19 protein-coding genes and 1 pseudogene are annotated in these 22,904 nt (G+C 51.8%); 14 read left to right on the top strand and 6 right to left on the bottom strand.

The genetic code is table 11. The annotated features are described in order from the left end of the window. Positions 1-15: 15 nt before the first annotated feature. A complete protein-coding gene (dhaR, locus tag AACS80_RS22750; protein WP_130205661.1) occupies positions 16-1,935 on the bottom strand; it encodes a dihydroxyacetone kinase operon transcriptional regulator DhaR in 1,920 nt (639 codons plus the stop codon). 227 nt (positions 1,936-2,162) lie between these two features. Here dhaR and dhaK point away from each other — a divergent pair, with 227 nt between their 5' ends. The 10 genes from dhaK to AACS80_RS22700 all read left to right on the top strand — a co-directional run bounded on the left by dhaK (position 2,163) and on the right by AACS80_RS22700 (position 13,888). Continuing rightward, positions 2,163-3,233 (top strand): dihydroxyacetone kinase subunit DhaK, encoded by a 1,071-nt coding sequence (dhaK, locus tag AACS80_RS22745; protein WP_138184010.1) that lies wholly within the window; start codon positions 2,163-2,165, stop codon positions 3,231-3,233. Between the two features lie 10 nt (positions 3,234-3,243). Continuing rightward, entirely contained in the window at positions 3,244-3,876 is a 633-nt protein-coding gene (gene dhaL / locus AACS80_RS22740) for a dihydroxyacetone kinase subunit DhaL (RefSeq protein ID WP_130205657.1), read from the top strand. 10 nt (positions 3,877-3,886) lie between these two features. After that, positions 3,887-5,305, top strand: coding sequence for a dihydroxyacetone kinase phosphoryl donor subunit DhaM (gene dhaM, locus AACS80_RS22735; RefSeq protein WP_130205655.1), 1,419 nt, complete (start codon positions 3,887-3,889; stop codon positions 5,303-5,305). 121 nt (positions 5,306-5,426) lie between these two features. Continuing rightward, positions 5,427-7,124: an alpha,alpha-trehalase gene (locus AACS80_RS22730; RefSeq protein ID WP_135409856.1), complete on the top strand. Its 1,698-nt coding sequence runs from the start codon at positions 5,427-5,429 to the stop codon at positions 7,122-7,124. 337 nt (positions 7,125-7,461) lie between these two features. Continuing rightward, complete coding sequence (locus AACS80_RS22725) at positions 7,462-8,484, top strand: iron ABC transporter substrate-binding protein (RefSeq protein ID WP_135409855.1); 1,023 nt, start codon at positions 7,462-7,464, stop codon at positions 8,482-8,484. Then, positions 8,484-9,464 carry a FecCD family ABC transporter permease gene (locus AACS80_RS22720; protein WP_130258893.1) on the top strand — a complete coding sequence of 327 codons (981 nt, stop codon included), beginning with the start codon at positions 8,484-8,486 and terminating at the stop codon, positions 9,462-9,464. The genes AACS80_RS22725 and AACS80_RS22720 overlap by 1 nt, the downstream gene beginning before the upstream one ends. Next, positions 9,461-10,219, top strand: a complete 759-nt coding sequence (locus AACS80_RS22715; protein ID WP_135409854.1) for an ABC transporter ATP-binding protein — start codon at positions 9,461-9,463, stop codon at positions 10,217-10,219. The genes AACS80_RS22720 and AACS80_RS22715 overlap by 4 nt, the downstream gene beginning before the upstream one ends. A gap of 9 nt (positions 10,220-10,228) precedes the next feature. After that, on the top strand, positions 10,229-11,041 hold the full coding sequence (locus AACS80_RS22710; protein WP_138184009.1) for a class I SAM-dependent methyltransferase: 813 nt from the start codon (positions 10,229-10,231) through the stop codon (positions 11,039-11,041). Further along, positions 11,038-11,892: a ModD protein gene (modD, locus tag AACS80_RS22705; protein ID WP_135409852.1), complete on the top strand. Its 855-nt coding sequence runs from the start codon at positions 11,038-11,040 to the stop codon at positions 11,890-11,892. Before AACS80_RS22710 ends, modD begins: the two co-directional genes overlap by 4 nt. 25 nt (positions 11,893-11,917) lie before the next feature. After that, positions 11,918-13,888 carry a TonB-dependent receptor plug domain-containing protein gene (locus AACS80_RS22700; RefSeq protein WP_138184008.1) on the top strand — a complete coding sequence of 657 codons (1,971 nt, stop codon included), beginning with the start codon at positions 11,918-11,920 and terminating at the stop codon, positions 13,886-13,888. Between the two features lie 49 nt (positions 13,889-13,937). On the opposite strand, the gene AACS80_RS22695 is transcribed toward AACS80_RS22700, so the two are convergent. Beyond that, entirely contained in the window at positions 13,938-14,192 is a 255-nt protein-coding gene (locus AACS80_RS22695; protein WP_000511315.1) for a GlsB/YeaQ/YmgE family stress response membrane protein, read from the bottom strand. Between the two features lie 198 nt (positions 14,193-14,390). On the opposite strand from AACS80_RS22695, the gene ycgR reads away from it, so the two are divergent. Then, positions 14,391-15,125 carry a flagellar brake protein YcgR gene (gene ycgR / locus AACS80_RS22690; protein WP_138184007.1) on the top strand — a complete coding sequence of 245 codons (735 nt, stop codon included), beginning with the start codon at positions 14,391-14,393 and terminating at the stop codon, positions 15,123-15,125. Position 15,126: 1 nt separating this feature from the next. Here the strand turns inward: ycgR and emtA are convergent, their stop codons facing one another. After that, complete coding sequence (gene emtA / locus AACS80_RS22685; RefSeq protein ID WP_130205637.1) at positions 15,127-15,738, bottom strand: membrane-bound lytic murein transglycosylase EmtA; 612 nt, start codon at positions 15,736-15,738, stop codon at positions 15,127-15,129. Positions 15,739-15,837: 99 nt separating this feature from the next. On the opposite strand from emtA, the gene ldcA reads away from it, so the two are divergent. Then, positions 15,838-16,752, top strand: coding sequence for a muramoyltetrapeptide carboxypeptidase (ldcA, locus tag AACS80_RS22680; protein ID WP_135409850.1), 915 nt, complete (start codon positions 15,838-15,840; stop codon positions 16,750-16,752). A gap of 47 nt (positions 16,753-16,799) precedes the next feature. Further along, a pseudogene (locus AACS80_RS22675) lies at positions 16,800-18,518 on the top strand (potassium/proton antiporter); the annotation flags it as partial. Here the strand turns inward: AACS80_RS22675 and AACS80_RS24045 are convergent. From AACS80_RS24045 to dadA, 3 genes are read right to left on the bottom strand one after another with little or no spacing between them, the layout of a single operon-like run. Further along, positions 18,456-18,626 (bottom strand): hypothetical protein, encoded by a 171-nt coding sequence (locus tag AACS80_RS24045; RefSeq protein ID WP_445236454.1) that lies wholly within the window; start codon positions 18,624-18,626, stop codon positions 18,456-18,458. The pseudogene AACS80_RS22675 and the gene AACS80_RS24045 sit on opposite strands and share 63 nt — an antisense overlap. A 13-nt stretch (positions 18,627-18,639) precedes the next feature. Next, the gene (gene dadX / locus AACS80_RS22670) at positions 18,640-19,710 is read right to left on the bottom strand and encodes a catabolic alanine racemase DadX (protein ID WP_135409848.1); all 1,071 of its coding nucleotides are present in this window, start codon (positions 19,708-19,710) and stop codon (positions 18,640-18,642) included. Between the two features lie 9 nt (positions 19,711-19,719). Continuing rightward, a complete protein-coding gene (gene dadA, locus AACS80_RS22665; RefSeq protein WP_135409847.1) occupies positions 19,720-21,018 on the bottom strand; it encodes a D-amino acid dehydrogenase in 1,299 nt (432 codons plus the stop codon). 329 nt (positions 21,019-21,347) lie between these two features. On the opposite strand from dadA, the gene AACS80_RS22660 reads away from it, so the two are divergent. After that, on the top strand, positions 21,348-22,880 hold the full coding sequence (locus AACS80_RS22660; RefSeq protein ID WP_130205627.1) for a SpoVR family protein: 1,533 nt from the start codon (positions 21,348-21,350) through the stop codon (positions 22,878-22,880). Positions 22,881-22,904: the final 24 nt, after the last annotated feature.

Raw genomic sequence — 22,904 nt, 5'->3', positions numbered from 1 at the left:
GTGCCTACTTTCCCGCTATCCACGGCGCTTAAACTGACTCGCATCAATGCCGTATTGCTTCATTTTTCGCCACAGCGTAGTGCGACCAATCCCGAGTAAAACCGACATTTCCTGAATACGTCCGCCAGTAACCTGGGCCGCGTTAATAATCGCTTCTTTTTCAACTTCCGCGAATGACAGACTGGTAGAAAGGCGTGTAGCGCTGGCATCATCTGTCGCCTGTTCAGTAAACAGGTGTTCCGGCAAATCACTGACACGAATGCGTCCGTTTTCGCTACTCAGCGCAAGATTCTCGATGACGCTGTAAAGTTCAAAATCATTGCCAGGCCATGCGCAAGAAACCAGGCGAGTAAGCGCATCGTCATCAATTTTCAGACGCGTAGAGAAGCGTTTTTCAAGACTGCGTAATTTGTTATTCACCAGCGCCGGAATACTGTCGCGCCGCATCCGCAAAGGAGGGATGGTAATTTCAAATGCATGAAGCGCGTAATAAAGCTGGCGACTAAAGCGATTCTGCTCCACCAGCATCGCCAGATCCGCTGTTGTAGTGGCAATCACTTTGACATCAATGGGTATTAAACGCCGCGCATCCAGTCTTGTGATGACGCCTTGTTTGATGACCTGGAGCAACGCAGACTGTAACTCTGCCGCCAGATATTCAATCTTTTCAAGGAACAACGTGCCTCCATGTGCCAGTTCCAGCCGACTCAGACGACCATTTTCATTCTCCGTTCGATCGCCACCAATAAATTCTTCCGCCAGCGCCGCATCGCCATATAACTCGCAATTAACCGCGATATAGGGACCCGCCGCACGCTCGCTTTCATTGTGAATGGCCTGGCTTAACAGTGCCTTGCCAACGCCTTCTTCTCCACAGAGTAGCACCGGGAAACTGCTGCGCGCCGCCTGGCGGCCAAAATGGATCAACCGGCGGGTTTGCGGATCGTCCTGTGGCATATGAGCGAAGGTATGGCTGACTTTTCCTAATTGACTGGTCATCAACTGCCGCATCTGTTCTACCGGATGGAGCAACAGAATAAAGCTGGTCCCTTGCGTTTCAATTATCGGTTTAAGGGTAATGACCGCATCAATAAACTGGTGCTGACTTTCAAAAGTCGCTTCCACATGTTTGAGGGGATGAGCTTGCTTTATTGCCTGTTGCAATACGGTTGGTAGCGTTAATAGCTCAGTGATCGCCCTTCCCTGACTTGCCGTCGCGTCCAGACACAAAACACGCGCCGCCTGGGCATTGATAAATTGCAAATTACCCTGCTCGTCCCAGCTAATCACGCCATCGTCCATACTTTCTAGCAAGGCGTTAAGCTGATTTAAATGCCGGTTTGTTTCAGCCAGTAAACTGTCTGTCAGCAGTAAATTTCCTACCTCGCGCGCAATTGCCAGCGTCAACGGCAAATCGGCTGCGGTGGTTTGCTCAACCGGACACGCCAGCGCTATCGTTCCCGTTAATCGGCCCTTGCTGTCAAACAGTGGCGTTGCACAAAATGCCCAATCCCATAGCGCCTGCTTGAAATGTTGATCGGCCATCGTTTTCACTGCCTGACCGGAGATAGCCGCTAACGATAGCGCACAAGTACCAATAATTCCCTCTGCGCAATACGTGCCGTCATTGAATCCCAGGACACTAAGCTGGTGCAACGTTTGCGGATCGCCATAACGACTAAGGATGCAGGCGGTTTCATCAAGGATGAACAGTCCGCACGCCCGCGATTCCATATATTCCCAGGCATCTTCCAGTGCCGCTTGCCCGAGTGCCAGCATCGCTTCCTTACGCCGATAGATAGAAGCAAATGTCACGCCCCGAGCCTGATGCGGTACGCTCCATGACTCCCGTTTCATCAGCTTGCGGCATCGCTCCCAGGATGCTGCTATCAAGGGAGATACGCTCTGTTGCTGGTTGTTAAAACCGTCATTCATATTTGCTGCCCTTATGACAAAAAGGTGTTCCGCATCGCAAATTTACTTATCCAGATTCGGCATTGTTCCGTTATGGAACATTTATTAAAGCATATGTTTCATTATGAAACATAATTTGGGTTAATTTTCTTTTCCCCTCCCTGATGCACAATGGATTTATCGGCAGTCAGTGGTCGCCGTGTCGTTGAACATCATCCATGCCCTACCCTAATTGCTGGAGCAAAATAATGAAAAAATTGATCAATGATGTGCAAGACGTACTGAACGAACAACTGGCGGGACTGGCGAAAGCGTATCCTTCGCTGGCGCTGCATCAGGATCCGGTGTATGTCACCCGAGCCGATGCGCCAATTGCAGGGAAAGTGGCGTTATTGTCGGGCGGCGGCAGCGGACACGAACCCATGCACTGTGGTTATATTGGCCAGGGTATGCTCTCGGGGGCGTGTCCGGGCGAAATTTTCACCTCACCGACGCCCGATAAAATTTTTGAATGTGCCATGCAAATCGATGGTGGCGAAGGTGTACTGCTGATTATCAAAAATTATACCGGCGATATTCTTAACTTCGAGACAGCGACCGAATTACTGCACGATAGTGGCGTAAAAGTGACCACCGTGGTCATTGATGACGACGTCGCAGTAAAAGACAGTCTTTATACCGCCGGGCGGCGCGGCGTTGCCAATACAGTATTAATTGAAAAAATTGTTGGCGCAGCGGCAGAACGCGGCGACTCACTGGAGGCTTGTGCACAACTGGGGCGTAAGTTGAACAATCAGGGCCACTCTATTGGTATCGCCCTCGGTGCCTGTACCGTTCCTGCTGCAGGCAAACCTTCTTTTACGCTGGCAGATAATGAAATGGAATTTGGTGTCGGCATTCATGGTGAGCCGGGTATTGACCGCCGCCCCTTCTCCTCTCTTGATCAAACTGTCGATGAAATGTTCGACACGCTGCTGGAAAATGGCACATACCACCGCACGCTGCGCTTCTGGGATTATCGACAAGGTAGCTGGCAGGAAGAGACGCAAACTAAACAACCGCTTCAGTCTGGCGATCGAGTGATTGCGCTGGTCAACAATCTTGGCGCGACACCGCTTTCTGAACTGTATGGCATCTATAACCGCCTGACCACGCGTTGCCAGCAAGCTGGCTTGACTATCGAGCGCAATTTAATCGGCGCGTACTGCACCTCACTGGACATGACCGGTTTTTCCATCACCTTACTGAAAGTTGATGACGAAACGCTGGCGTTATGGGACGCCCCGGTCCACACCCCGGCGCTTAACTGGGGTAAATAAGGAGATAACCATGTCACTGAGCAGAACTCAAATTGTTACCTGGCTCACTCGCTGTGGAGAAATTTTCAGCAAAGAGAGCGATTATCTTACCGGGCTGGATCGTGAAATCGGCGATGCTGACCACGGGCTAAATATGAATCGTGGCTTTAGCAAAGTGGTGGAAAAACTCCCTGCCATCGCGGATAAAGACATCGGTTTCATTCTCAAGAATACCGGCATGACGTTGCTTTCCAGCGTCGGCGGTGCCAGCGGCCCACTGTTCGGTACGTTCTTTATCCGTGCGGCACAGGCCACTCAGGCACGTCAAAGCCTGACGTTGATAGAGCTTTATCAGATGTTCCGTGATGGCGCAGACGGCGTAATCAGTCGGGGGAAAGCAGAACCCGGCGATAAAACCATGTGCGATGTCTGGGGGCCGGTGGTTGAGTCGTTACGCCAGTCCAGTGAGCAAAACCTTTCTGTTCCGGCGGCGCTCGAAGCCGCCAGTAGCGTCGCGGAATCCGCCGCACAAAGCACGATTACGATGCAAGCCCGCAAAGGCCGCGCCAGTTATCTCGGTGAACGCAGTATTGGTCACCAGGATCCTGGTGCAACCTCCGTGATGTTTATGATGCAAATGTTGGCGTTAGCCGCAAAAGAGTAAGGAATTGGTGATGGTAAACCTGGTCATAGTTTCACATAGCGCCCGACTGGGAGAAGGTGTCGGTGAATTAGCTCGCCAGATGTTAATGGGCGATAGTTGTAAAATCGCCATTGCCGCAGGAATTGACGATCCGCAGAATCCCATCGGTACAGATGCCGTCAAAGTGATGGAAGCCATCGAATCCGTTGCCGATGCCGACCATGTGTTGGTCATGATGGATATGGGTAGTGCGTTATTGAGTGCAGAAACCGCACTGGAATTGCTGGCGCCAGAGATCGCCGCGAGAGTACGTTTGTGCGCTGCACCGTTGGTCGAAGGAACGTTAGCCGCCGCCGTCAGCGCAGCCTCGGGAGCGGATATCGACAAAGTCATCCATGACGCCATGCATGCGCTGGAAGCCAAACGAGAACAACTGGGTTTACCATCATCCGCTACTGAAATCTCCGACATATGCCCCTCGCACGATGAAGAAGCCCGTTCTCTGGCAGTGGTGATTAAAAACCGTAACGGACTCCACGTCCGTCCAGCCTCCCGACTGGTCTATACCTTATCGACATTTAATGCAGACATGTTGTTGGAGAAAAACGGTAAGTGCGTAACACCGGAAAGTATTAACCAGATTGCACTGTTACAAGTCCGCTGTAACGATACGCTGCGCCTGATTGCAAAAGGGCCAGAGGCTGAAGAGGCGTTAGCCGCTTTTCGCCAGTTGGCTGAAGATAACTTTGGTGAAATGGAAGAGATAGCACCGCCAACTCTGCGTCCAGTTCCGCCTGTCACAGGCAAAGCCTTTTATTATCAACCGGTTTTATGCACAGTACAGGCGAAATCATCACTGAGCGTGGAAGAAGAACAGGAACGGTTACGCCAGGCAATTGACTTCACGTTGTTAGATCTGATGACGTTAACGGCAAAGGCAGAAGCAAGCGGGCTCGACGATATCGCAGCAATTTTTTCCGGTCACCATACACTATTAGACGATCCTGAACTGCGGGTAGCGGCAAGCGAACTCCTTCAGCATGAACATTGCACGGCGGAGTATGCCTGGCAGCAGGTTCTTAAAGAACTTAGCCAGCAATACCAGCAGATTGATGATGAATATTTGCAGGCTCGCTATATTGATGTGGACGATCTTCTGCATCGCACCCTGCTCCACCTGACACAGACAAAAGAAGAACTCCCTCAGTTTAGCGCGCCGACCATTTTACTGGCGGAGAACATTTATCCCTCCACGGTACTTCAACTGGATCCGACAGTCGTTAAGGGCATCTGCCTTAGTGCCGGAAGTCCGGTATCCCACAGCGCTCTAATTGCCCGTGAACTGGGTATTGGCTGGATTTGTCAGCAGGGAGAGAAGCTGTATTCGATTCAACCTGAAGAGACGCTAACGCTGGATGTAAAAGCACAATGCTTCAGGCATCAGAGTTAAATTAGATTTGTCTGTCAGTTCGCAGAAAAAGATTTCAATCATGCTCTTACGGCGATCCTGAACTAAGGTTTTCTGATACTTGAATACCGTTTTGTTCGGTATCGCCAAAGGAGAATGATTGATGAAACCACTTGTCCCTCGTCGCTCGCAGAAAGTGGCGTTAATACCTGCTGCCGTATTATTGTGTGCCACCGCGCTATCTGCACAGGCAGAAGAAACACCGGTGACGCCACAATCGCCTGATATTTTGTTAGGCCCTCTGTTTAACGATGTGCAAAACGCCAAACTTTTTCCTGATCAAAAAACTTTTGCCGATGCCATTCCTAACAGCGATCCATTAATGATCCTCGCAGACTACCGGATGCAGCAGAATCAGAGCGGGTTCGATCTGCGCCATTTCGTTAACGTTAATTTCACCCTGCCGAAAGAGGGAGAAAAATATGTGCCTCCAAAGGGGCAGTCACTGCGCGAACACATTGACGGACTTTGGCCGGTGTTAACCCGTTCTACCGAAAGTACCGAACAATGGGATTCTCTGTTGCCGTTGCCGAAACCCTATGTCGTGCCGGGAGGTCGTTTTCGCGAAGTGTATTACTGGGACAGTTACTTCACCATGCTGGGGCTTGCCGAAAGCGGTCACTGGGATAAAGTGGCGGACATGGTGGCAAACTTTGGTCATGAAATAGATACTTATGGGCATATTCCAAACGGTAACCGCAGCTATTATTTGAGCCGATCGCAGCCGCCCTTTTTTGCCTTGATGGTAGAGTTACTCGCGCAACATGAAGGTGACGACGCGTTGAAACAATATCTGCCGCAACTGCAAAAAGAGTACGCGTACTGGATGGACGGTATTGAAAACCTGCAGGCTGGGCAACAGGAAAAACGCGTTGTTAAACTCAAGGATGGCACTATTCTTAACCGCTATTGGGATGACCACGATACGCCACGCCCGGAGTCGTGGGTAGAAGATATTGCCACCGCCAAAAGTAATCCGAACCGCCCTGCCACTGAAATTTACCGCGATCTGCGTTCTGCCGCCGCGTCTGGCTGGGATTTCAGTTCACGCTGGATGGACAACCCGCAGCAGTTAAATACGTTACGCACCACCAGCATCGTACCGGTCGATCTCAATAGTCTGATGTATAAGATGGAGAAAATTCTCTCCCGCGCCAGTAAAGTCGCCGGGGATAACGCGATGGCCAGCCAATATGAAACGCTCGCCGATGCCCGTCAGAAAGGGATCGAAAAATACCTGTGGAACGATCAACATGGCTGGTATGCCGACTACGATCTGAAGAGCGATAAAGTACGCAATCAGTTAACTGCCGCCGCCCTGTTCCCGCTTTATGTCAATGCAGCGGCAAAAGATCGCGCGACCAAAATGGCTGCTGCCACTAAAACACATCTGTTGCAACCAGGCGGACTGAACACCACATCGGTTAAAAGTGGACAGCAATGGGATGCGCCAAATGGCTGGGCTCCCCTGCAATGGGTCGCGACTGAAGGGTTGCAAAACTACGGGCAGAACGAGGTGGCGATGGACATTAGCTGGCACTTCCTGACCAATGTTCAGCACACTTATGACCGGGAGAAGAAGCTGGTCGAGAAATATGATGTCAGTACCACCGGAACAGGTGGCGGCGGTGGCGAATACCCGTTGCAGGATGGCTTTGGCTGGACCAATGGCGTCACGCTGAAAATGCTCGATTTGATCTGCCCGAAAGAACAACCGTGTGACAATGTTCCGGCAACGCGTCCGACCGGTAAATCAACCACACAGCCGGTTAAACAAAAAGAGGCGGTACCTACGTCTTAACTTTACTGTATATCGGGCAATGCCATTGCGCGCATAAAATTGGCATTGCTCTTTTTTTCCACGAAAAACCAAACATCGATTATTATACGATCTATGTCTTAATTTTCTTATATCAGAGAAGATATTAATTTTACATTATCAATTTATTAATCATTACTCTTCTATTTATATTTTTCCGCCACTCACGCATTCTCCCTGACAATTTTCTTGTTGAACAAAGCGTTGTTTAGCAAATAAGCAGATCATTCTGTTTCTTTAGACAAATCTTGATATCAAACATGATCTTTATCGATATATATGTAAATATATATCGGTTTTAATTGTCAGGATATTACTTATGTCACTAACCAGACGGATGTTTACGCAGGCTCTTGCGTCTACCTTGTTCCTGCATCATCTGCCGTCCTTTGCACAATCAGTTAAATTCTGGGCCTCATTGACGCTTCCTGAAGCCAAAAAAATTACGCGTATTGTCAGTGCCGGTGCGCCTGCCGATCTGCTTTTGCTGGCTGTCGCGCCAGAAAAACTGGTCGGTTTTTCTTCTTTTGACTTTGCTCGCGAGGCGGCAATTCCATTAACTCCGGCAATACGTCATTTACCTAAACTTGGACGACTCGCCGGACGCGCCAGTTCGCTTTCAATGGAAGGGCTTATGGCATTGCAGCCCGATTTGGTCGTTGATTGCGGCAATACGGATGAAACCTGGCTCTCCCAGGCACGGCAGGTTAGCGAACAGACACAAATCCCCTGGTTATTGCTTAACGGAAAACTGGAGCAATCGGCAGAACAGTTAACAACGCTGGGCAAAACGTTAGGCGAAGAGCACCGCGCCGCAGAACAAGCCAATCTCGCCAGCCGCTTCGTTGGTGAAGCTCAGGCATTCGCCACCTCACCCGCCGCTAACCTCCGCTTTTATGCTGCGCGCGGTCCCCGAGGGCTGGAAACGGGCTTACAGGGTTCGTTGCATACCGAGGCGGCGGAATTATTAGGTTTGCACAACGTCGCGCAAATAGCCGATCGCCACGGCCTGGCACAGGTTTCCATGGAAAATCTACTGCGCTGGCAGCCGGATATTATTCTGGTTCAGGATGCTGTGACTGCAAACTTTATCCGTAACGATCCTCTCTGGCAGGGCGTAAAAGCCGTTGCGGAACATCGCATCCTGTTTTTGAGTGGCTTGCCTTTCGGCTGGCTGGATGCCCCGCCGGGAATCAACCGTCTTCTGGGATTGCGCAGACTCCACGCCTGGCTGGATCCCGCAGTCAACAGCCAGTTTAAAAACGATATGCAACGTTACGCTCAACTGTTCTGGCATTGCCCATTAAGTGACGCCGACTATCAAAAAATGGTGGCGAGCTAATGAGAACCGCGAACGGATGTATTCTGCTGCTGGCAGCTATCAGTATCACTTTTGCCGCCGTAAATGGGGCTTATCATCTCGATATACAGCAACTGCTGGCGCTAATTCTTCGTCAAGAAGATGTTCCTGTGCAGGAACAAATTGTCTTCTGGCAAATCCGCGTGCCGCGCATTCTGGCGGCGTTGTTACTGGGCGCTGCGCTGGCAGGCGCCGGAACCACCTATCAGGGTATGTTCCGTAATCCCTTAGTTTCACCGGATATTTTAGGCGTCTCCGCCGGTGCCGGACTTGGTGCCTGCGCTGCAATCCTGTGGGGATTATCGATAGCTTACATCCAACTCTATGCATTTTGCGGCGGTCTGCTGGTGGTCGCAGGCGTCTGGCTGATTACATGTCGGGTGACTCGTCACGATCCGGTGCTCACGCTGGTGCTGGTCGGCATTGCGTTAGGAACGCTGTGTGGAGCGGGGATATCGCTAATTAAAACGCTGGCCGATCCCTATACCCAGTTGCCCTCGATTACCTTCTGGCTACTCGGTGGCCTTTCTACGGTGACCTTACGCGACCTTTACTACGCGGCACCGCTCATTCTGGCTGGCTCCGTTCCTTTGCTATTCCTCCGCTGGCGCATGAATTTACTCACGCTTTCTGATGACGAAGCCCGCTCGCTGGGGCTGAATGTTGCGCGTCTGCGATTAGGATTGATTGTCTGCGCCACCCTAATCACCGCCAGCACGGTAGCAATAGCGGGCATTATTGGTTGGGTTGGTCTGGTCGTTCCGCACATTGCCCGCTTGTTGACCGGTCATAACCATCAGCAACAGTTGCCCATGGCAATGTGTACTGGCGCGATTCTGCTCCTGCTCACCGATACGCTGGCGCGCAGCATTGGGACAACAGAAATCCCGCTCGGCATTCTGACCGCTTTTGTTGGCGCACCGTTTTTCCTGCTTTTGTTGTTACGCGGAGGTCGCCAGTGACTTTGCTTGCCGTCCGTCATGCGTCTCTGGGTTACTCCCGCCATCCGGTGCTAAGTGACGTTTCCTTCGCCCTGTCACAAGGAACAATTTGTTGTCTGCTTGGCGCCAATGGTTGCGGCAAAACCACGCTCATGCGCTCCATTCTTGGCGTTATACCGTTATTAAAGGGCGAGATATTACTGGATAGCATCCCCGTTCAGACACTTAACCATCGCCAGCGCGCGCAAGCAATTGCCTGGGTACCGCAGGCGCACGACGGTATTTTTGCTTTCAGTGTGCTGGATATGGTGTTGATGGGCCTGGCCCCCACCATAGGCGCTTTTTCCGTTCCCGGTAAGCAAGAACGCCTGAAAGCAACGGAACAACTGGAAAAGCTGGGTATTTTGCATCTGGCGACAAGATGCTGGAATACCCTTAGCGGCGGTGAACGCCAGCTGGCTTTAATCGCCCGTGCACTCGTCCAACAACCGCGCTTGTTGTTACTGGATGAGCCCGCCTCCAGCCTCGATTTCGGTCATCAGATCCAACTTCTGGACACGCTGGCGCAGCTAAAAAATAACGGCATGACAATGTTAATGTCGACTCACCATCCGCTCCATGCCAACGCCATTGCCGACAGCATTATCCAGGTAGAGCCAGATGGACGAGTAACACAAGGCTTACCGACCGAACAGTTAACAACGAACAAACTGGCGGCCCTGTATCGGGTTTCTGCCGACCAAATTCATCATCACCTCTCTGCAATTAGCCGCTAAGGAACAATCATGCTCATTGATGATATTGATTTTGCAGACCTTTATCTGCAGCAACTCAAACTGGCTCACCGCACAGAAAAAACGCCCGATCACTGGGATCAACGGGCGGAGAAAATGGCTGAAAATTGCGCCTCGCCAACGGACAGCTACCTGCAACAACTGATCGCTAAAATTGACCTGCAAGGCGCGCAGACCTTATTCGATATGGGCTGCGGACCTGGCACCGTATCGCTGGCGCTGGCTGACAAACTCACGACGGTTTATGGCGTTGATTACAGTCAGGGGATGCTGAACGTTGCCGCCCGCCGCGCCGCCGCACTGAAGGCTGACAATGTCCACTGGATCCAGCGCGCCTGGGAAGAGGACTGGAGTGACCTGCCACGCTGCGATATTGCCGTGGCTTCCCGATCCACACTGGTGGCTGATATGCGCCAGGCAATGAGTAAACTGAATAATCAGGCACGGCTGCGCGTCTACACCACTCATCTGGTCAGCACCTCGTTCGTCTCCCCGGCCATTCAGCGGGCGGCAGGTCGGGAAGTGATCGAATTACCCAACTATATCTTTGCGCTCAACGTCCTGTATCAAATGGGAATTTATGCTCACGTCGATTTTATCCGTGGACAAAATTGCCAACAGGATAACAGCACCTGGGAACGTTTTGAGCAGAATGTCAGCTGGAGTCTTGGCGCGCTTAACGACGATGAGCGTGAGCGGTTATATCGCTGGTATCAACAACAAGATGCTCGTACCCTCGCCCCTGCCAGCCGCGACTGGGCGCTCATCTGGTGGGATAGCGTGCCGCCGGAGGCACTGCGATGATCTTCATTTCTCAGGCACAAATCGATGCGTTACTTCTGGAAGATATCCAGGGCGGTGACCTGACCACGCGGGCATTAAATATTGGACACCAGCCTGGCTATATTGCGTTTTTTCACCGCCAGGGCGGCTGCGTCAGCGGCGTTTCTGTCGCGTGTAAGATGTTAACCACGCTGGGGTTAACCATTGATGACGCGGTCAGCGACGGTTCACAAGCGGATGCAGGTCAGCGGCTGATCCATGCCCACGGCGACGCTGCTGCACTTCATCAGGGATGGAAAGCGGTCCAGAATGTACTGGAGTGGAGTTGCGGCGTCTCAGATTATCTCGCTCAAATGCTGGCGTTGCTTCGTGAACGTTATCCTGACAGCAATATCGCCTGCACCCGAAAAGCTATCCCTGGAACCCGGTTGCTGGCAACACAAGCTGTCATTGCCGCTGGCGGGCTGATTCATCGTGCCGGATGTGCGGAAACCATATTATTGTTCGCCAACCACCGTCATTTTCTTGCTGACAATCAGGACTGGTCGGGCGCAATCGCCCAGTTACGTCGCCACGCCCCCGAGAAGAAAATTGTTGTTGAAGCCGACACGCCTGAAGAGGCTATCGCCGCGTTACGCGCGCAACCAGACGTACTTCAGCTCGACAAATTTAGTCCGCAGCAGGCAACTGAAATTGCGCAAATAGCGCCGTCGCTGGCTCCCCACTGCACGCTGGCTCTGACCGGCGGAATTAATCTGACGACACTCAAAAATTACCTCGACTGCGGCATTCGCCTTTTTATTACCTCCGCGCCTTATTACGCGGCACCGGCTGACATCAAAGTCAGTCTGCAACCCGCAGCCTCTTTTTAATTCTTTGTTAAACGGAATTTATTCTATGAGACTCAAAAAACGTTATCTCTGCACAGCATTATCACTTGCCTTTACCCAGCAGGCCGTAGCGGCTCAGGAGAGCGACACGCTGACCGTATGGTCCAGTCCGGTATCATCGACGACGACCACCGTTCTCGATCAACCCACCATGAAGGCCCTGGATAAGCAGAATGTCGCTCAGGCATTAAGCGTCGTCCCTGGCGTAGTGCTGCAAAAGTCAGGCAGCCGCAACGAAGAACAGGTCAAAGTTCGTGGTTTTGATAGCCGTCAGGTACCGGTCTATTTCGACGGCGTGCCGATTTATGTTCCCTATGACGGCAACCTCGATCTGGCGCGGATTCTGACCAACAATCTGGGCGCGGTCGAAGTTTCCAAAGGGTACTCGTCGCTGCTTCAGGGGCCTAATCAGATGGGCGGCGCCATTAATATCACCACCCAGAAGCCAACGAAACCTCTGGAAGCAAGTCTGGGATATCGCCAGGGATGGAGCCGTAGCCAGGACAATGCCTACGATATGCATGCTTCATTTGCCGCCAGCAACGATCTGGGGTATTTGCAAGTCAGCGGTAGCCAGCTAAAGCAGGATTTTCTCGGCCTGCCGCATGGTGTGAATAACGATATTGCAGGCAAACACGGCAAGATGATTAACTCATCGGCTGATGATAAACGCGGCATTGTGAAGCTCGGTTTTACACCGCGTGAAAACGATGAATACACACTGACTTACATTAAGCAGGATGGTGAAAAAGATAACCCGCCATACAGCGGAAACAGTGGTCAGAAATCACGCTACTGGCAGTGGCCGGAGTATGACAAAGAAAGTTTTTACTATCAGGGAACGACCCAGCTAAACGAGCGTTTTACTTTGAAAAGTCGGCTGTATCGCGACACCTTTGAAAATACGCTGATGATGTACAACTCGCTGGCTGATTTGAAAAATAAAAAAGGCAGCTACAGCCATTATTCCGATTACAGCGACGGTGCCGGGTTACAACTGGCAGCCGATGTGCGTGAAAACGATCTGCTGTCGTTTGCCGTTAACTGGAAAGATGACGTACACCGGGAAAAAGGTGCGCCGCACGCCGCTTACGATCGCTATGAAGATCGCACCTGGTCGCTCGCCAGTGAATATCAATGGGCTGCCGCCGATAATGTCGATGTCGTGGCGGGAATCAGCTATGACTGGCGCGATAGCGTAGAAGCGAAAAAACATGAGAACGATGGCAGCATCACCCATTATGACGACAACAATCAGTCAGCTTTTAACTGGCAGGTAATGGGGAAATACCACTTTGCCAATGAAGACACGCTGGCACTTTCGTACTATGACCGCACTCGCTTTCCGACGCTGAAAGAACGCTATACCACGTCCAAACCAGCGTATAACCAGATAGCGATTGTTAACCCACAGCTCAAACCGGAACGCGCGCGCGGGGTAGATTTAACCTGGAATGGTGCCTTCACGCGCGACTGGGGATTTGAGGTCAGCGTTTACTATAACCGGGTGAGTGATGCCATCCTCTCGCACAATATCGATGCCGATACCATTCAAAACCAGAACAGCGGCACGGTAGATTACAGCGGTCTGGATGCCGGTATTAAGGGGAAAATCAGCAATATACTGGATGTAGGATTGAGCTACGCCCTGATCCACGCTGACGCTAAACGCAAAGACATCGGCAAGATAACCGATCTGCCAACGCAGACAATGACCGCATGGATGACTCTCAAACCGTGGGAGCCGTTAAGCGTAACGCTGTCGGAAGAGGCGCGTTCCTCCAGCTACAGCAACAGTGACGGTTCACAAAAAGCCGCTGGTTTTGCGGTGACCCACATTCGAGCTGATTACGCCTTAGGTCATGGCTTCAGCGTCAATGCGTCGGTCAATAACCTGTTTGATACCCAATATGCCTACAGTGAAGGGTTTATTGAAGAAGGTCGCAATTTCTGGGCAGGTGTCGAGTATACGTTCTGATGTGAAAGCGGATAGCGGCATCTGTATCGCTATCCGCCTTATGAAAATCTTATTCTCTTCGCAGGAGGCGGAATACGCCCAGAACGAGAATAGCTCCCACCACCGCCACCAGGAAGCTGTGCAAATTAAAACCGCTGATGGAGCCGCCAATGCCAAACATGGTCGCCAGCCAGCCGCCGACCACCGCACCGACTATTCCGAGAATACAGGTCAGGAAAAATCCACCACCATCACGCCCCGGCATGATTAGCTTGGCGATAATGCCGGCTATCAGGCCAAAAATAATCCAGGCAATAATTCCCATGTTCAGGCCCTCGTTTCTATGAACAGGACGCAAGAAATGCTTACGTCAACGCTCTAAGTATAGGCAAGGGTAAGTTTGATGTCGGGCGTCTGGTGGTTGATTTGCAGTCAACATGTAAAAAAAATTCGCGTTTGTATAAAGTTTTGTTAATCGCTACCGATAAACCAAAGACAGTTTGTCGGTCAGGAGTTTTTCCGCGTGAGTCACTACCATGAGCAGTTCCTGAAACAAAATCCTTTAGCAGTACTGGGCGTTTTACGCGATTTGCATAAAGCCGCAATTCCCTTGCGTATCAGTTGGACTGACGGTCAACTGATCAGCAAAATACTGGCAATAACCCCGGATAAACTGGTGCTGGATTACGGCAGTCAAGCAGAAGACAACAATGCAGTGCTTAAGGCGCAGTACATTACCATAACCGCCGAAACTCAGGGTGCGAAAGTCGAGTTTACTGTTGAACAATTACAGCAAAGTGAATACCTGCAGCTTCCGGCCTTTATTACCGCACCGCCTCCCACCTTATGGTTTGTACAACGACGCCGATATTTCCGCATCTCCGCCCCGCTCCATCCGCCTTATTTTTGCCAGACCAAACTGGCGGATAACAGCACGTTACGTTTTCGCCTGTATGATTTGTCGTTAGGCGGCATGGGCGCATTACTGGAAACGGCAAAGCCTGCCGGATTGCAAGAAGGCATGCGCTTCGCACAGATTGAAGTCAACATGGGACAATGGGGCATTTTTCACTTTGATGCCCAGTTACTGACGATCAGCGAGCGTAAATTGATCGATGGTAAAAATGAAACCGTCTCCACTCCCCGTCTGAGCTTTCGTTTTCTTAACGTCAGCCCGACGGTGGAGCGGCAATTACAGCGGATTATTTTCTCACTCGAGCGGGAAGCCCGTGAGAAAGCGGACAAAGTACGCGACTGAGTTACATTGCGTCCAGAGCCTGCTCGAGTTTGTAGATATAGCGTGGAGCCTGCGGCGCGGGGTGATTTCTCGCGACGTGATCGAGGAACTCGTCAGCGTCCAGATCGTTGATTTTGCTGATCGCCTTTTTCCGATCTGAGGAGAAAGTCCGTAGCAATGCGCCTGCCCCGTTAGCGTATGACACCACCAGCGCATATTGCAGTACTTTCGGATCTTCAATACCTGCCAGCGGGCCGGTTTCCAGAATATTCAGGTAAGCTGCCCCCATTGAGATATTACGCTCTGGATTTTTCAGCTCACTGGTCGTCGGTTCGCCGCTCCAGCCCATGCGACGGTAAACATCGCGTCCGGACGTGGAGGCTTTTAACTGCATCAGACCAATGGCATTCGATTTACTCACCGCGTTCGGATTGCCACCCGATTCGATAGCGATAATCGCCGTGATCAATTGTGGATCGACACCCCAGGCCGCACCGGCTTTCTGACTAATTGGCATCCACTTCATTGCACGTTGTACCGGAACTTTCGCGTTCCACGGAGGGTTCGTATAGTCATGTTTTGATGAACAACCCGCTAATAACACAATCAAAAAGGCAAACCATCTCAATTTCACTTCATCTATCCTTATAGCCTGGAATCGCCGTTGAGGTGACAACGGCACACCTAAGCGGCATGATATACAATTCGTTTCTGTTGTCAGCAAGGAATTGCCATGTCTCAGTTTCACTTAATCGCCCCGTCGGGTTACTGCATTAATCAGCACGCCGCGCAGCGCGGTATTCAACGCCTGATGGATGCGGGTCATCAGGTCAATAACGTAGAGGTCATTGCCCGTCGCTGTGAGCGGTTTGCAGGTACGGAAACGGAGCGTCTGGCGGATATTAATTCTCTTGCAGGGCTGACATCACCCAACACTATCGTACTGGCGGTTCGCGGCGGTTACGGCGCCAGCCGCTTACTGGCGGATATTGACTGGCAGGCGCTGGTTGCTCGCCAACAACATGATCCGTTGCTGATCTGCGGGCATAGCGATTTCACAGCCATCCAGTGTGGACTGCTGACCCAGGGTAATGTCATCACCTTTAGCGGCCCGATGCTGGTGGCGAATTTTGGCGCGGAAGAGCTGAACACCTTTACCGAGCACCATTTCTGGCTGGCATTACGCAATGAAACATTCACCATTGAATGGCAAGGGGAAGGCCCGACGTGTCGGACCGAAGGCACGTTGTGGGGAGGCAATCTCGCGATGCTGATTTCGCTGATTGGTACGCCGTGGATGCCGCAAATTAAGAACGGTATTCTGGTGCTGGAAGATATTAACGAGCACCCTTTCCGCGTCGAACGTATGCTGTTGCAGCTCTATCATGCCGGAATTTTACCGCGTCAGAAGGCGATTATCCTCGGTAGCTTCAGTGGTAGCACGCCCAATGATTATGACGCGGGTTACAACCTGGAGTCGGTGTATGCGTTCTTGCGTTCCCGCCTGTCTATTCCACTCATAACTGGCCTCGATTTTGGTCATGAACAACGCACAGTTACGCTGCCGTTGGGCGCACATGCCACGCTTAATCACACCCAGGAAGGCACACAGTTGACGATTAGTGGTCATCCTGTTCTTAAGGTGTAAAAAAATCACGTTTCAGGGCTAAGTAAAACGCTGTTTCTGCCGTGAATATGGTAGGGTTTATATTACGAGACAGCGTAATCAGGAGTAACCGACCGTTGGATGCCACAACAATCATTAGCCTTTTCATCTTAGGATCCATCCTTGTCACCAGCAGTATTTTACTTAGTTCATTTTCTTCCCGTCTTGGCATTCCCATTCTGGTTATTTTTCTGGCGATCGGCATGCTGGCGGGGGTTGATGGCGTCGGCGGCATCCCGTTTGATAATTATCCTTTTGCTTACATGGTAAGTAACCTCGCGCTGGCGATTATTTTGCTCGACGGCGGGATGCGTACCCAGGCCAGTTCATTTCGCGTGGCGTTAGGCCCGGCGCTGTCACTGGCGACGGTGGGCGTGCTGATTACTTCTGGTTTAACCGGCATGATGGCGGCGTGGCTGTTTAATCTCAATTTGATTGAAGGCTTATTAATCGGCGCCATTGTCGGTTCCACGGATGCCGCTGCGGTATTTTCTCTGCTTGGCGGCAAGGGGCTTAACGAACGTGTTGGCTCGACGCTGGAAATAGAATCCGGCAGTAATGATCCGATGGCCGTGTTTCTGACCATTACCCTGATTGCGATGATCCAGCATCATGAGAGCAATATTAGCTGGATGTTCATTGTCGATATTCTGCAACAATTTGGTCTGGGCATTGTAATCGGTCTTGGCGGCGGTTATTTACTGCTGCAAATGATCAACCGCATCGCCCTGCCCGCCGGATTATATCCATTGCTGGCATTAAGCGGCGGTATTCTGATTTTCTCATTAACCACTGCGCTGGAAGGTAGCGGTATTCTGGCGGTGTATCTGTGCGGTTTTCTGCTGGGTAATCGCCCTATTCGCAACCGCTACGGCATTCTGCAGAATTTCGACGGCCTCGCCTGGCTGGCGCAAATCGCCATGTTCCTGGTGCTTGGGCTGTTGGTTAACCCAAGCGACTTACTGCCTATTGCCATTCCGGCGCTCATTTTGTCCGCATGGATGATTTTCTTCGCTCGTCCCCTTTCGGTATTTGCCGGATTGCTGCCGTTCCGTGGCTTCAATTTGCGCGAGCGCGTATTTATCAGTTGGGTCGGGCTGCGCGGCGCGGTGCCGATTATCCTGGCGGTATTCCCGATGATGGCGGGCCTGGAGAATGCACGGCTGTTCTTTAATGTCGCCTTCTTCGTGGTTCTGGTTTCACTGCTATTGCAGGGAACGTCGCTCTCGTGGGCGGCGAAAAAAGCCAAAGTGGTGGTTCCGCCCGTTGGACGCCCGGTATCACGCGTTGGCCTTGATATTCATCCGGAAAACCCGTGGGAACAGTTTGTTTATCAGTTAAGTGCCGATAAATGGTGCGTGGGCGCGGCGCTGCGCGATCTGCATATGCCAAAAGAGACGCGTATTGCGGCACTGTTTCGTGATAACCAGTTGCTTCATCCCACCGGCAGCACCCGACTGCGTGAAGGCGACGTCTTGTGCGTGATTGGTCGGGAACGCGATCTCCCGGCGCTCGGTAAACTGTTCAGCCAGTCACCGCCAGTCGCGCTGGATCAACGCTTCTTTGGTGACTTCATTCTTGAAGCCAGTGCCAAATATGCCGATGTGGCGCTGATATATGGTCTGGAAGACGGTCGGGAGTATCGCGATAAACAGCAAACGCTGGGAGAAATTGTCCAGCAATTGTTAGGCGCGGCTCCTGTTGTCGGTGATCAGGTGGAGTTTGCCGGGATGATCTGGACGGTGGCCGAGAAAGAAGATAATGAAGTGCTGAAGATTGGCGTTCGGGTCGCGGAGGAAGAAACCGAATCTTAAGTTTGATCCGTCTTGTATCGCCGGATGCGACGCTGGTCGCATCCGGCGATACAAGTTACACCGTCACAACAGGCACACGTAACGCCAGCGCGCACATCAATTCATAGCCAACAGTTCCGGCAGCGGCGGCGACATCATCAATTTTGATCTCTTTGCCCCACAGCTCAACCGGGGTACCAATACCCGCCTGCGGGCAAGGCGTTAAATCGACCGCCAGCATATCCATCGAGACAGTCCCTACCGTCATGGTGCGTACGCCGTCGACTAAAACAGGGGTACCGGTTGGCGCATGCCGCGGATAACCGTCAGCGTATCCGGCGGCGACAATGCCGATTCGCTGTTCATCACGCGCGGTATAGCGACCGCCATAGCCCACGCGCTCTCCCGCTTTCAGCGTCTGGACACCAATAATCTCGCTACTTAACGTCATTACTGGACGTAATCCGGTATTGGCGATATCGCGCCACTGACCGGACGGTGATGCACCATACAAAACAATCCCCGGACGCACCCAGTCAAAATGCGCTTCCGGATGCCACAGCGTCGCCGCCGAGTTAGATAACGAGCGTCGACACTCCAGCCCTTCCGCCGCCTGGTCAACACGCGCCATCGCCTCAGTAATCCCATCAGGATGTTCGGCCTCGGCAAAATGCGACATCAGGGTCATTTCGCCAACATTCGCCATCGCCCGCAGTTGCTGCCAGACGGTGGACACGCGATCGGGCAGGAAGCCCAGCCGATTCATTCCACTGTTCACTTTAAGATAAATATCCAGTGGTGCTTTTAGTCGCGCGTTTTGCAACGCTTTGAGCTGCCAGTTACTGTGAACGCAGGTAGTCAGGCGATACTGGTCATAAATCTCCAGATCCTGGGCGTGGAAAAAACCTTCCAACATGAGGATCGGCCCTTTCCAGCCGCGCTCACGTAGGGTAATGGCCTCTTCCAGATTAAGTAAGGCAAAGCCATCGGTCGCCCCGAGCGCACTCCAGATACGCTCAATACCGTGCCCATACGCGTTCGCTTTTACCACCGACCAGACGCGCGCGTGCGGCGCGGCCTGGCGAACAATGGTCAGATTCTGTTTTAATGCCTGTAGATCGAGGCTGGCCTGTATCGGTCTGGTCATCTCGATTCCTTAGCTGTGCGCGCCATGTAAATGGCCCGGGCGTGATGGCGTAAATCCACGGCTGTAGCGCGCTACGCTTAAATCCTCATACGGGATAGCGGGCGTGCGCCCCGAGAGTAGATCGCTTAACAACTGACCGGAACCGCAAGCCATCGTCCAGCCGAGCGTACCGTGACCGGTATTCAGCCACAGATTTTTAAAGCGTGAACGACCAACAATCGGCGTGCCGTCTGGCGTCATCGGGCGCAGCCCCGTCCAGAAAGTCGCCTGCTCGACATGACCGCCGCGCGGATAGAGATCGCGAACGACCATTTCCAGCGTTTCACGACGCGGCTGTAACAGTTCAGTGTTAAAGCCAACAATTTCCGCCATCCCGCCAACGCGGATACGGTTATCGAAACGGGTAATGGCGATTTTGTAGGTTTCATCAAGAATGGTGGATACCGGCGCGCCATCTTCCTGCGCAATTGGAATGGTCAGGGAATACCCCTTCAGCGGATACACCGGAATATCAACAATGCCTTTGAGCATCGCCGTCGAGTAAGAACCAAACGCCATCACATACGCATCGGCCTTAATCACTTCATCACCACACTTCACGCCGTAGATTTGCTCGCCGTCGCAAAGTAGTTGATCAACGGGCGTATTAAAGCGGAATTTAACCCCCGCCTGCTCCGCCATCCGCGCCAGATTCTGGGTAAAGAGCTGGCAGTCTCCGGTTTCATCATTGGGCAATTGCAGACCGCCGGTCAGTTTATGCGCCACTTCTGCCAGTGCGGGCTCCACTTCTGCCAGGCGGCTGGATTCCAGTAATTTGTACGGCACACCAGCATCTTCCAGCACGGCGATATCGCGAGTGGCGTTTTCATATTGTTGTTCGGTACGGAACAGTTGCAGCGTCCCGCCCTGCCGACCTTCATACTGGATATTTGTCTCTGCGCGTAATGCTTTCAGGCAATCACGGCTGTATTCCGCCAGGCGCACCATCCGCCCTTTATTTTCCATATAGTGGCTGGTGTCGCAGTTACGTAACATTTGCCACATCCATTTCAACTGGAACTGCGTACCGTCGAGACGAACGGCCAGCGGCGCATGGCGCTGAAACATCCATTTAATCGCTTTTAAAGGCACGCCTGGTGCTGCCCACGGCGCGGCATAGCCGGGGGAGATTTGCCCGGCATTCGCTGCGCTGGTTTCAAGAGCCGCCCCCGGTTCCCGCTCAATGACGGTGACCTCATGTCCTGCCTGATTCAGATACCAGGCGCTGGCAACGCCTACCACACCACTTCCCAGTATGACAACTCGCATAGCCACTCCGATAACGGTAGATACAGTAAAAGAATAATAATCTAATTACATCTTGATAACTCAGTTGAAAATATTATTCAACATATGGGTTTTTTATGGTGAGCCAGCTCACATCTCCCTGACACAGCGGGAATATACTGTCTTTGGCATCTCCTGCTGAACGTGCTTTTTATCCAGCAGAAAATTCCGTTGAGAAGCTAATTATTGGCACTCCGATAATAAGAAATCGCAAAGAAAAAAATTCTCCGGCGACGCGGTTTTTAACAGGTGTTCTATGCTTGAAATGAGGCGCTCCACACAGAGAGCGCCGACAACAATGAGGTGCGCGTATGGCGACGATCGATTCTATGAATAAGGACACCACACGTTTGAGCGATGGACCCGACTGGACGTTCGACCTGCTGGATGTTTATCTGGCAGAGATAGACCGGGTGGCGAAACTCTACCGGCTGGATACCTACCCGCACCAGATTGAAGTGATAACCTCAGAACAGATGATGGATGCCTACTCCAGCGTCGGCATGCCAATTAACTATCCGCACTGGTCATTCGGTAAAAAGTTTATCGAGACTGAACGGTTGTATAAGCACGGTCAGCAAGGACTGGCCTATGAAATCGTCATTAACTCTAACCCGTGTATCGCTTACCTGATGGAAGAGAACACCATTACCATGCAAGCGCTGGTGATGGCTCATGCCTGCTATGGTCACAACTCTTTCTTCAAAAACAATTACCTGTTTCGCAGCTGGACCGACGCCAGTTCGATTGTCGATTATCTGATTTTTGCCCGTAAATATATTACCGAGTGCGAAGAGCGTTATGGCGTTGATGAAGTAGAAAAGCTGCTGGACTCCTGTCATGCCCTGATGAACTACGGCGTGGACCGTTACAAACGTCCGCAAAAAATCTCTCTCCAGGAGGAAAAAGCCCGGCAGAAAAGTCGCGAGGAGTATCTGCAAAGTCAGGTCAACATGCTGTGGCGTACCCTGCCGAAGCGCGAAGAAGAGAAAACAGTCGCCGAAGCGCGCCGCTATCCTTCCGAGCCGCAAGAAAACCTGCTTTATTTTATGGAGAAAAATGCCCCACTGCTGGAATCATGGCAGCGTGAAATCCTGCGCATCGTGCGAAAGGTGAGCCAGTATTTTTATCCGCAAAAACAGACCCAGGTGATGAATGAAGGCTGGGCGACCTTCTGGCACTATACCATCCTTAACCATCTGTATGATGAAGGGAAAGTAACGGAACGTTTTATGCTGGAGTTTTTGCACAGCCACACCAATGTGGTCTTCCAGCCGCCCTATAACAGCCCGTGGTACAGCGGAATAAATCCGTATGCGCTTGGTTTCGCCATGTTCCAGGATATTAAACGGATTTGTCAGTCACCGACGGAAGAAGACAAATACTGGTTCCCGGATATCGCCGGTTCTGACTGGCTGGAAACATTGCATTTTGCGATGCGTGATTTCAAAGATGAGAGTTTTATTAGCCAGTTCCTGTCACCGAAAGTGATGCGTGATTTCCGCTTCTTCACCGTGCTGGATGACGATCGCCATAATTATCTGGAAATTTCTGCCATTCATAATGAGGAAGGTTATCGGGAGATCCGTAACCGGTTATCGTCGCAATATAACTTAAGTAATCTGGAGCCGAATATTCAGATCTGGAACGTGGATTTACGCGGCGACCGTTCACTGACGCTGCGCTACATTCCGCATAACCGCGCTCCGCTGGACCGGGGGCGTAAAGAGGTGCTGAAGCATGTGCATCGCCTGTGGGGATTTGATGTGATGCTCGAACAGCAAAACGAAGACGGCAGCGTCGAGTTGCTGGAACGTTGCCCGCCAAGAATGGGTAATCTGTAAAAACAGTAAAAGACCACCTCCTGA

This window comes from Escherichia sp. E4385, assembly GCF_963883145.1.
In the GTDB taxonomy this organism is placed as follows: Bacteria; Pseudomonadota; Gammaproteobacteria; order Enterobacterales; family Enterobacteriaceae; genus Escherichia.
The sequence above is the reverse complement of the archived record's forward strand: the minus strand, read 5'-3'. Positions and strand labels throughout refer to the sequence as shown.

What these genes read in the sequence shown, in the direction of transcription:
- dhaR (WP_130205661.1), bottom strand. Translation starts at nt 1,935, where the DNA reads ATGAATGACGGTTTTAACAACCAGCAACAGAGCGTATCTCCCTTGATA.
- dhaK (WP_138184010.1), top strand. Translation starts at nt 2,163, where the DNA reads ATGAAAAAATTGATCAATGATGTGCAAGACGTACTGAACGAACAACTG.
- dhaL (WP_130205657.1), top strand. Translation starts at nt 3,244, where the DNA reads ATGTCACTGAGCAGAACTCAAATTGTTACCTGGCTCACTCGCTGTGGA.
- dhaM (WP_130205655.1), top strand. Translation starts at nt 3,887, where the DNA reads ATGGTAAACCTGGTCATAGTTTCACATAGCGCCCGACTGGGAGAAGGT.
- AACS80_RS22730 (WP_135409856.1), top strand. Translation starts at nt 5,427, where the DNA reads ATGAAACCACTTGTCCCTCGTCGCTCGCAGAAAGTGGCGTTAATACCT.
- AACS80_RS22725 (WP_135409855.1), top strand. Translation starts at nt 7,462, where the DNA reads ATGTCACTAACCAGACGGATGTTTACGCAGGCTCTTGCGTCTACCTTG.
- AACS80_RS22720 (WP_130258893.1), top strand. Translation starts at nt 8,484, where the DNA reads ATGAGAACCGCGAACGGATGTATTCTGCTGCTGGCAGCTATCAGTATC.
- AACS80_RS22710 (WP_138184009.1), top strand. Translation starts at nt 10,229, where the DNA reads ATGCTCATTGATGATATTGATTTTGCAGACCTTTATCTGCAGCAACTC.
- modD (WP_135409852.1), top strand. Translation starts at nt 11,038, where the DNA reads ATGATCTTCATTTCTCAGGCACAAATCGATGCGTTACTTCTGGAAGAT.
- AACS80_RS22700 (WP_138184008.1), top strand. Translation starts at nt 11,918, where the DNA reads ATGAGACTCAAAAAACGTTATCTCTGCACAGCATTATCACTTGCCTTT.
- AACS80_RS22695 (WP_000511315.1), bottom strand. Translation starts at nt 14,192, where the DNA reads ATGGGAATTATTGCCTGGATTATTTTTGGCCTGATAGCCGGCATTATC.
- ldcA (WP_135409850.1), top strand. Translation starts at nt 15,838, where the DNA reads ATGTCTCAGTTTCACTTAATCGCCCCGTCGGGTTACTGCATTAATCAG.
- AACS80_RS24045 (WP_445236454.1), bottom strand. Translation starts at nt 18,626, where the DNA reads ATGCGACCAGCGTCGCATCCGGCGATACAAGACGGATCAAACTTAAGA.
- dadX (WP_135409848.1), bottom strand. Translation starts at nt 19,710, where the DNA reads ATGACCAGACCGATACAGGCCAGCCTCGATCTACAGGCATTAAAACAG.
- dadA (WP_135409847.1), bottom strand. Translation starts at nt 21,018, where the DNA reads ATGCGAGTTGTCATACTGGGAAGTGGTGTGGTAGGCGTTGCCAGCGCC.
- AACS80_RS22660 (WP_130205627.1), top strand. Translation starts at nt 21,348, where the DNA reads ATGGCGACGATCGATTCTATGAATAAGGACACCACACGTTTGAGCGAT.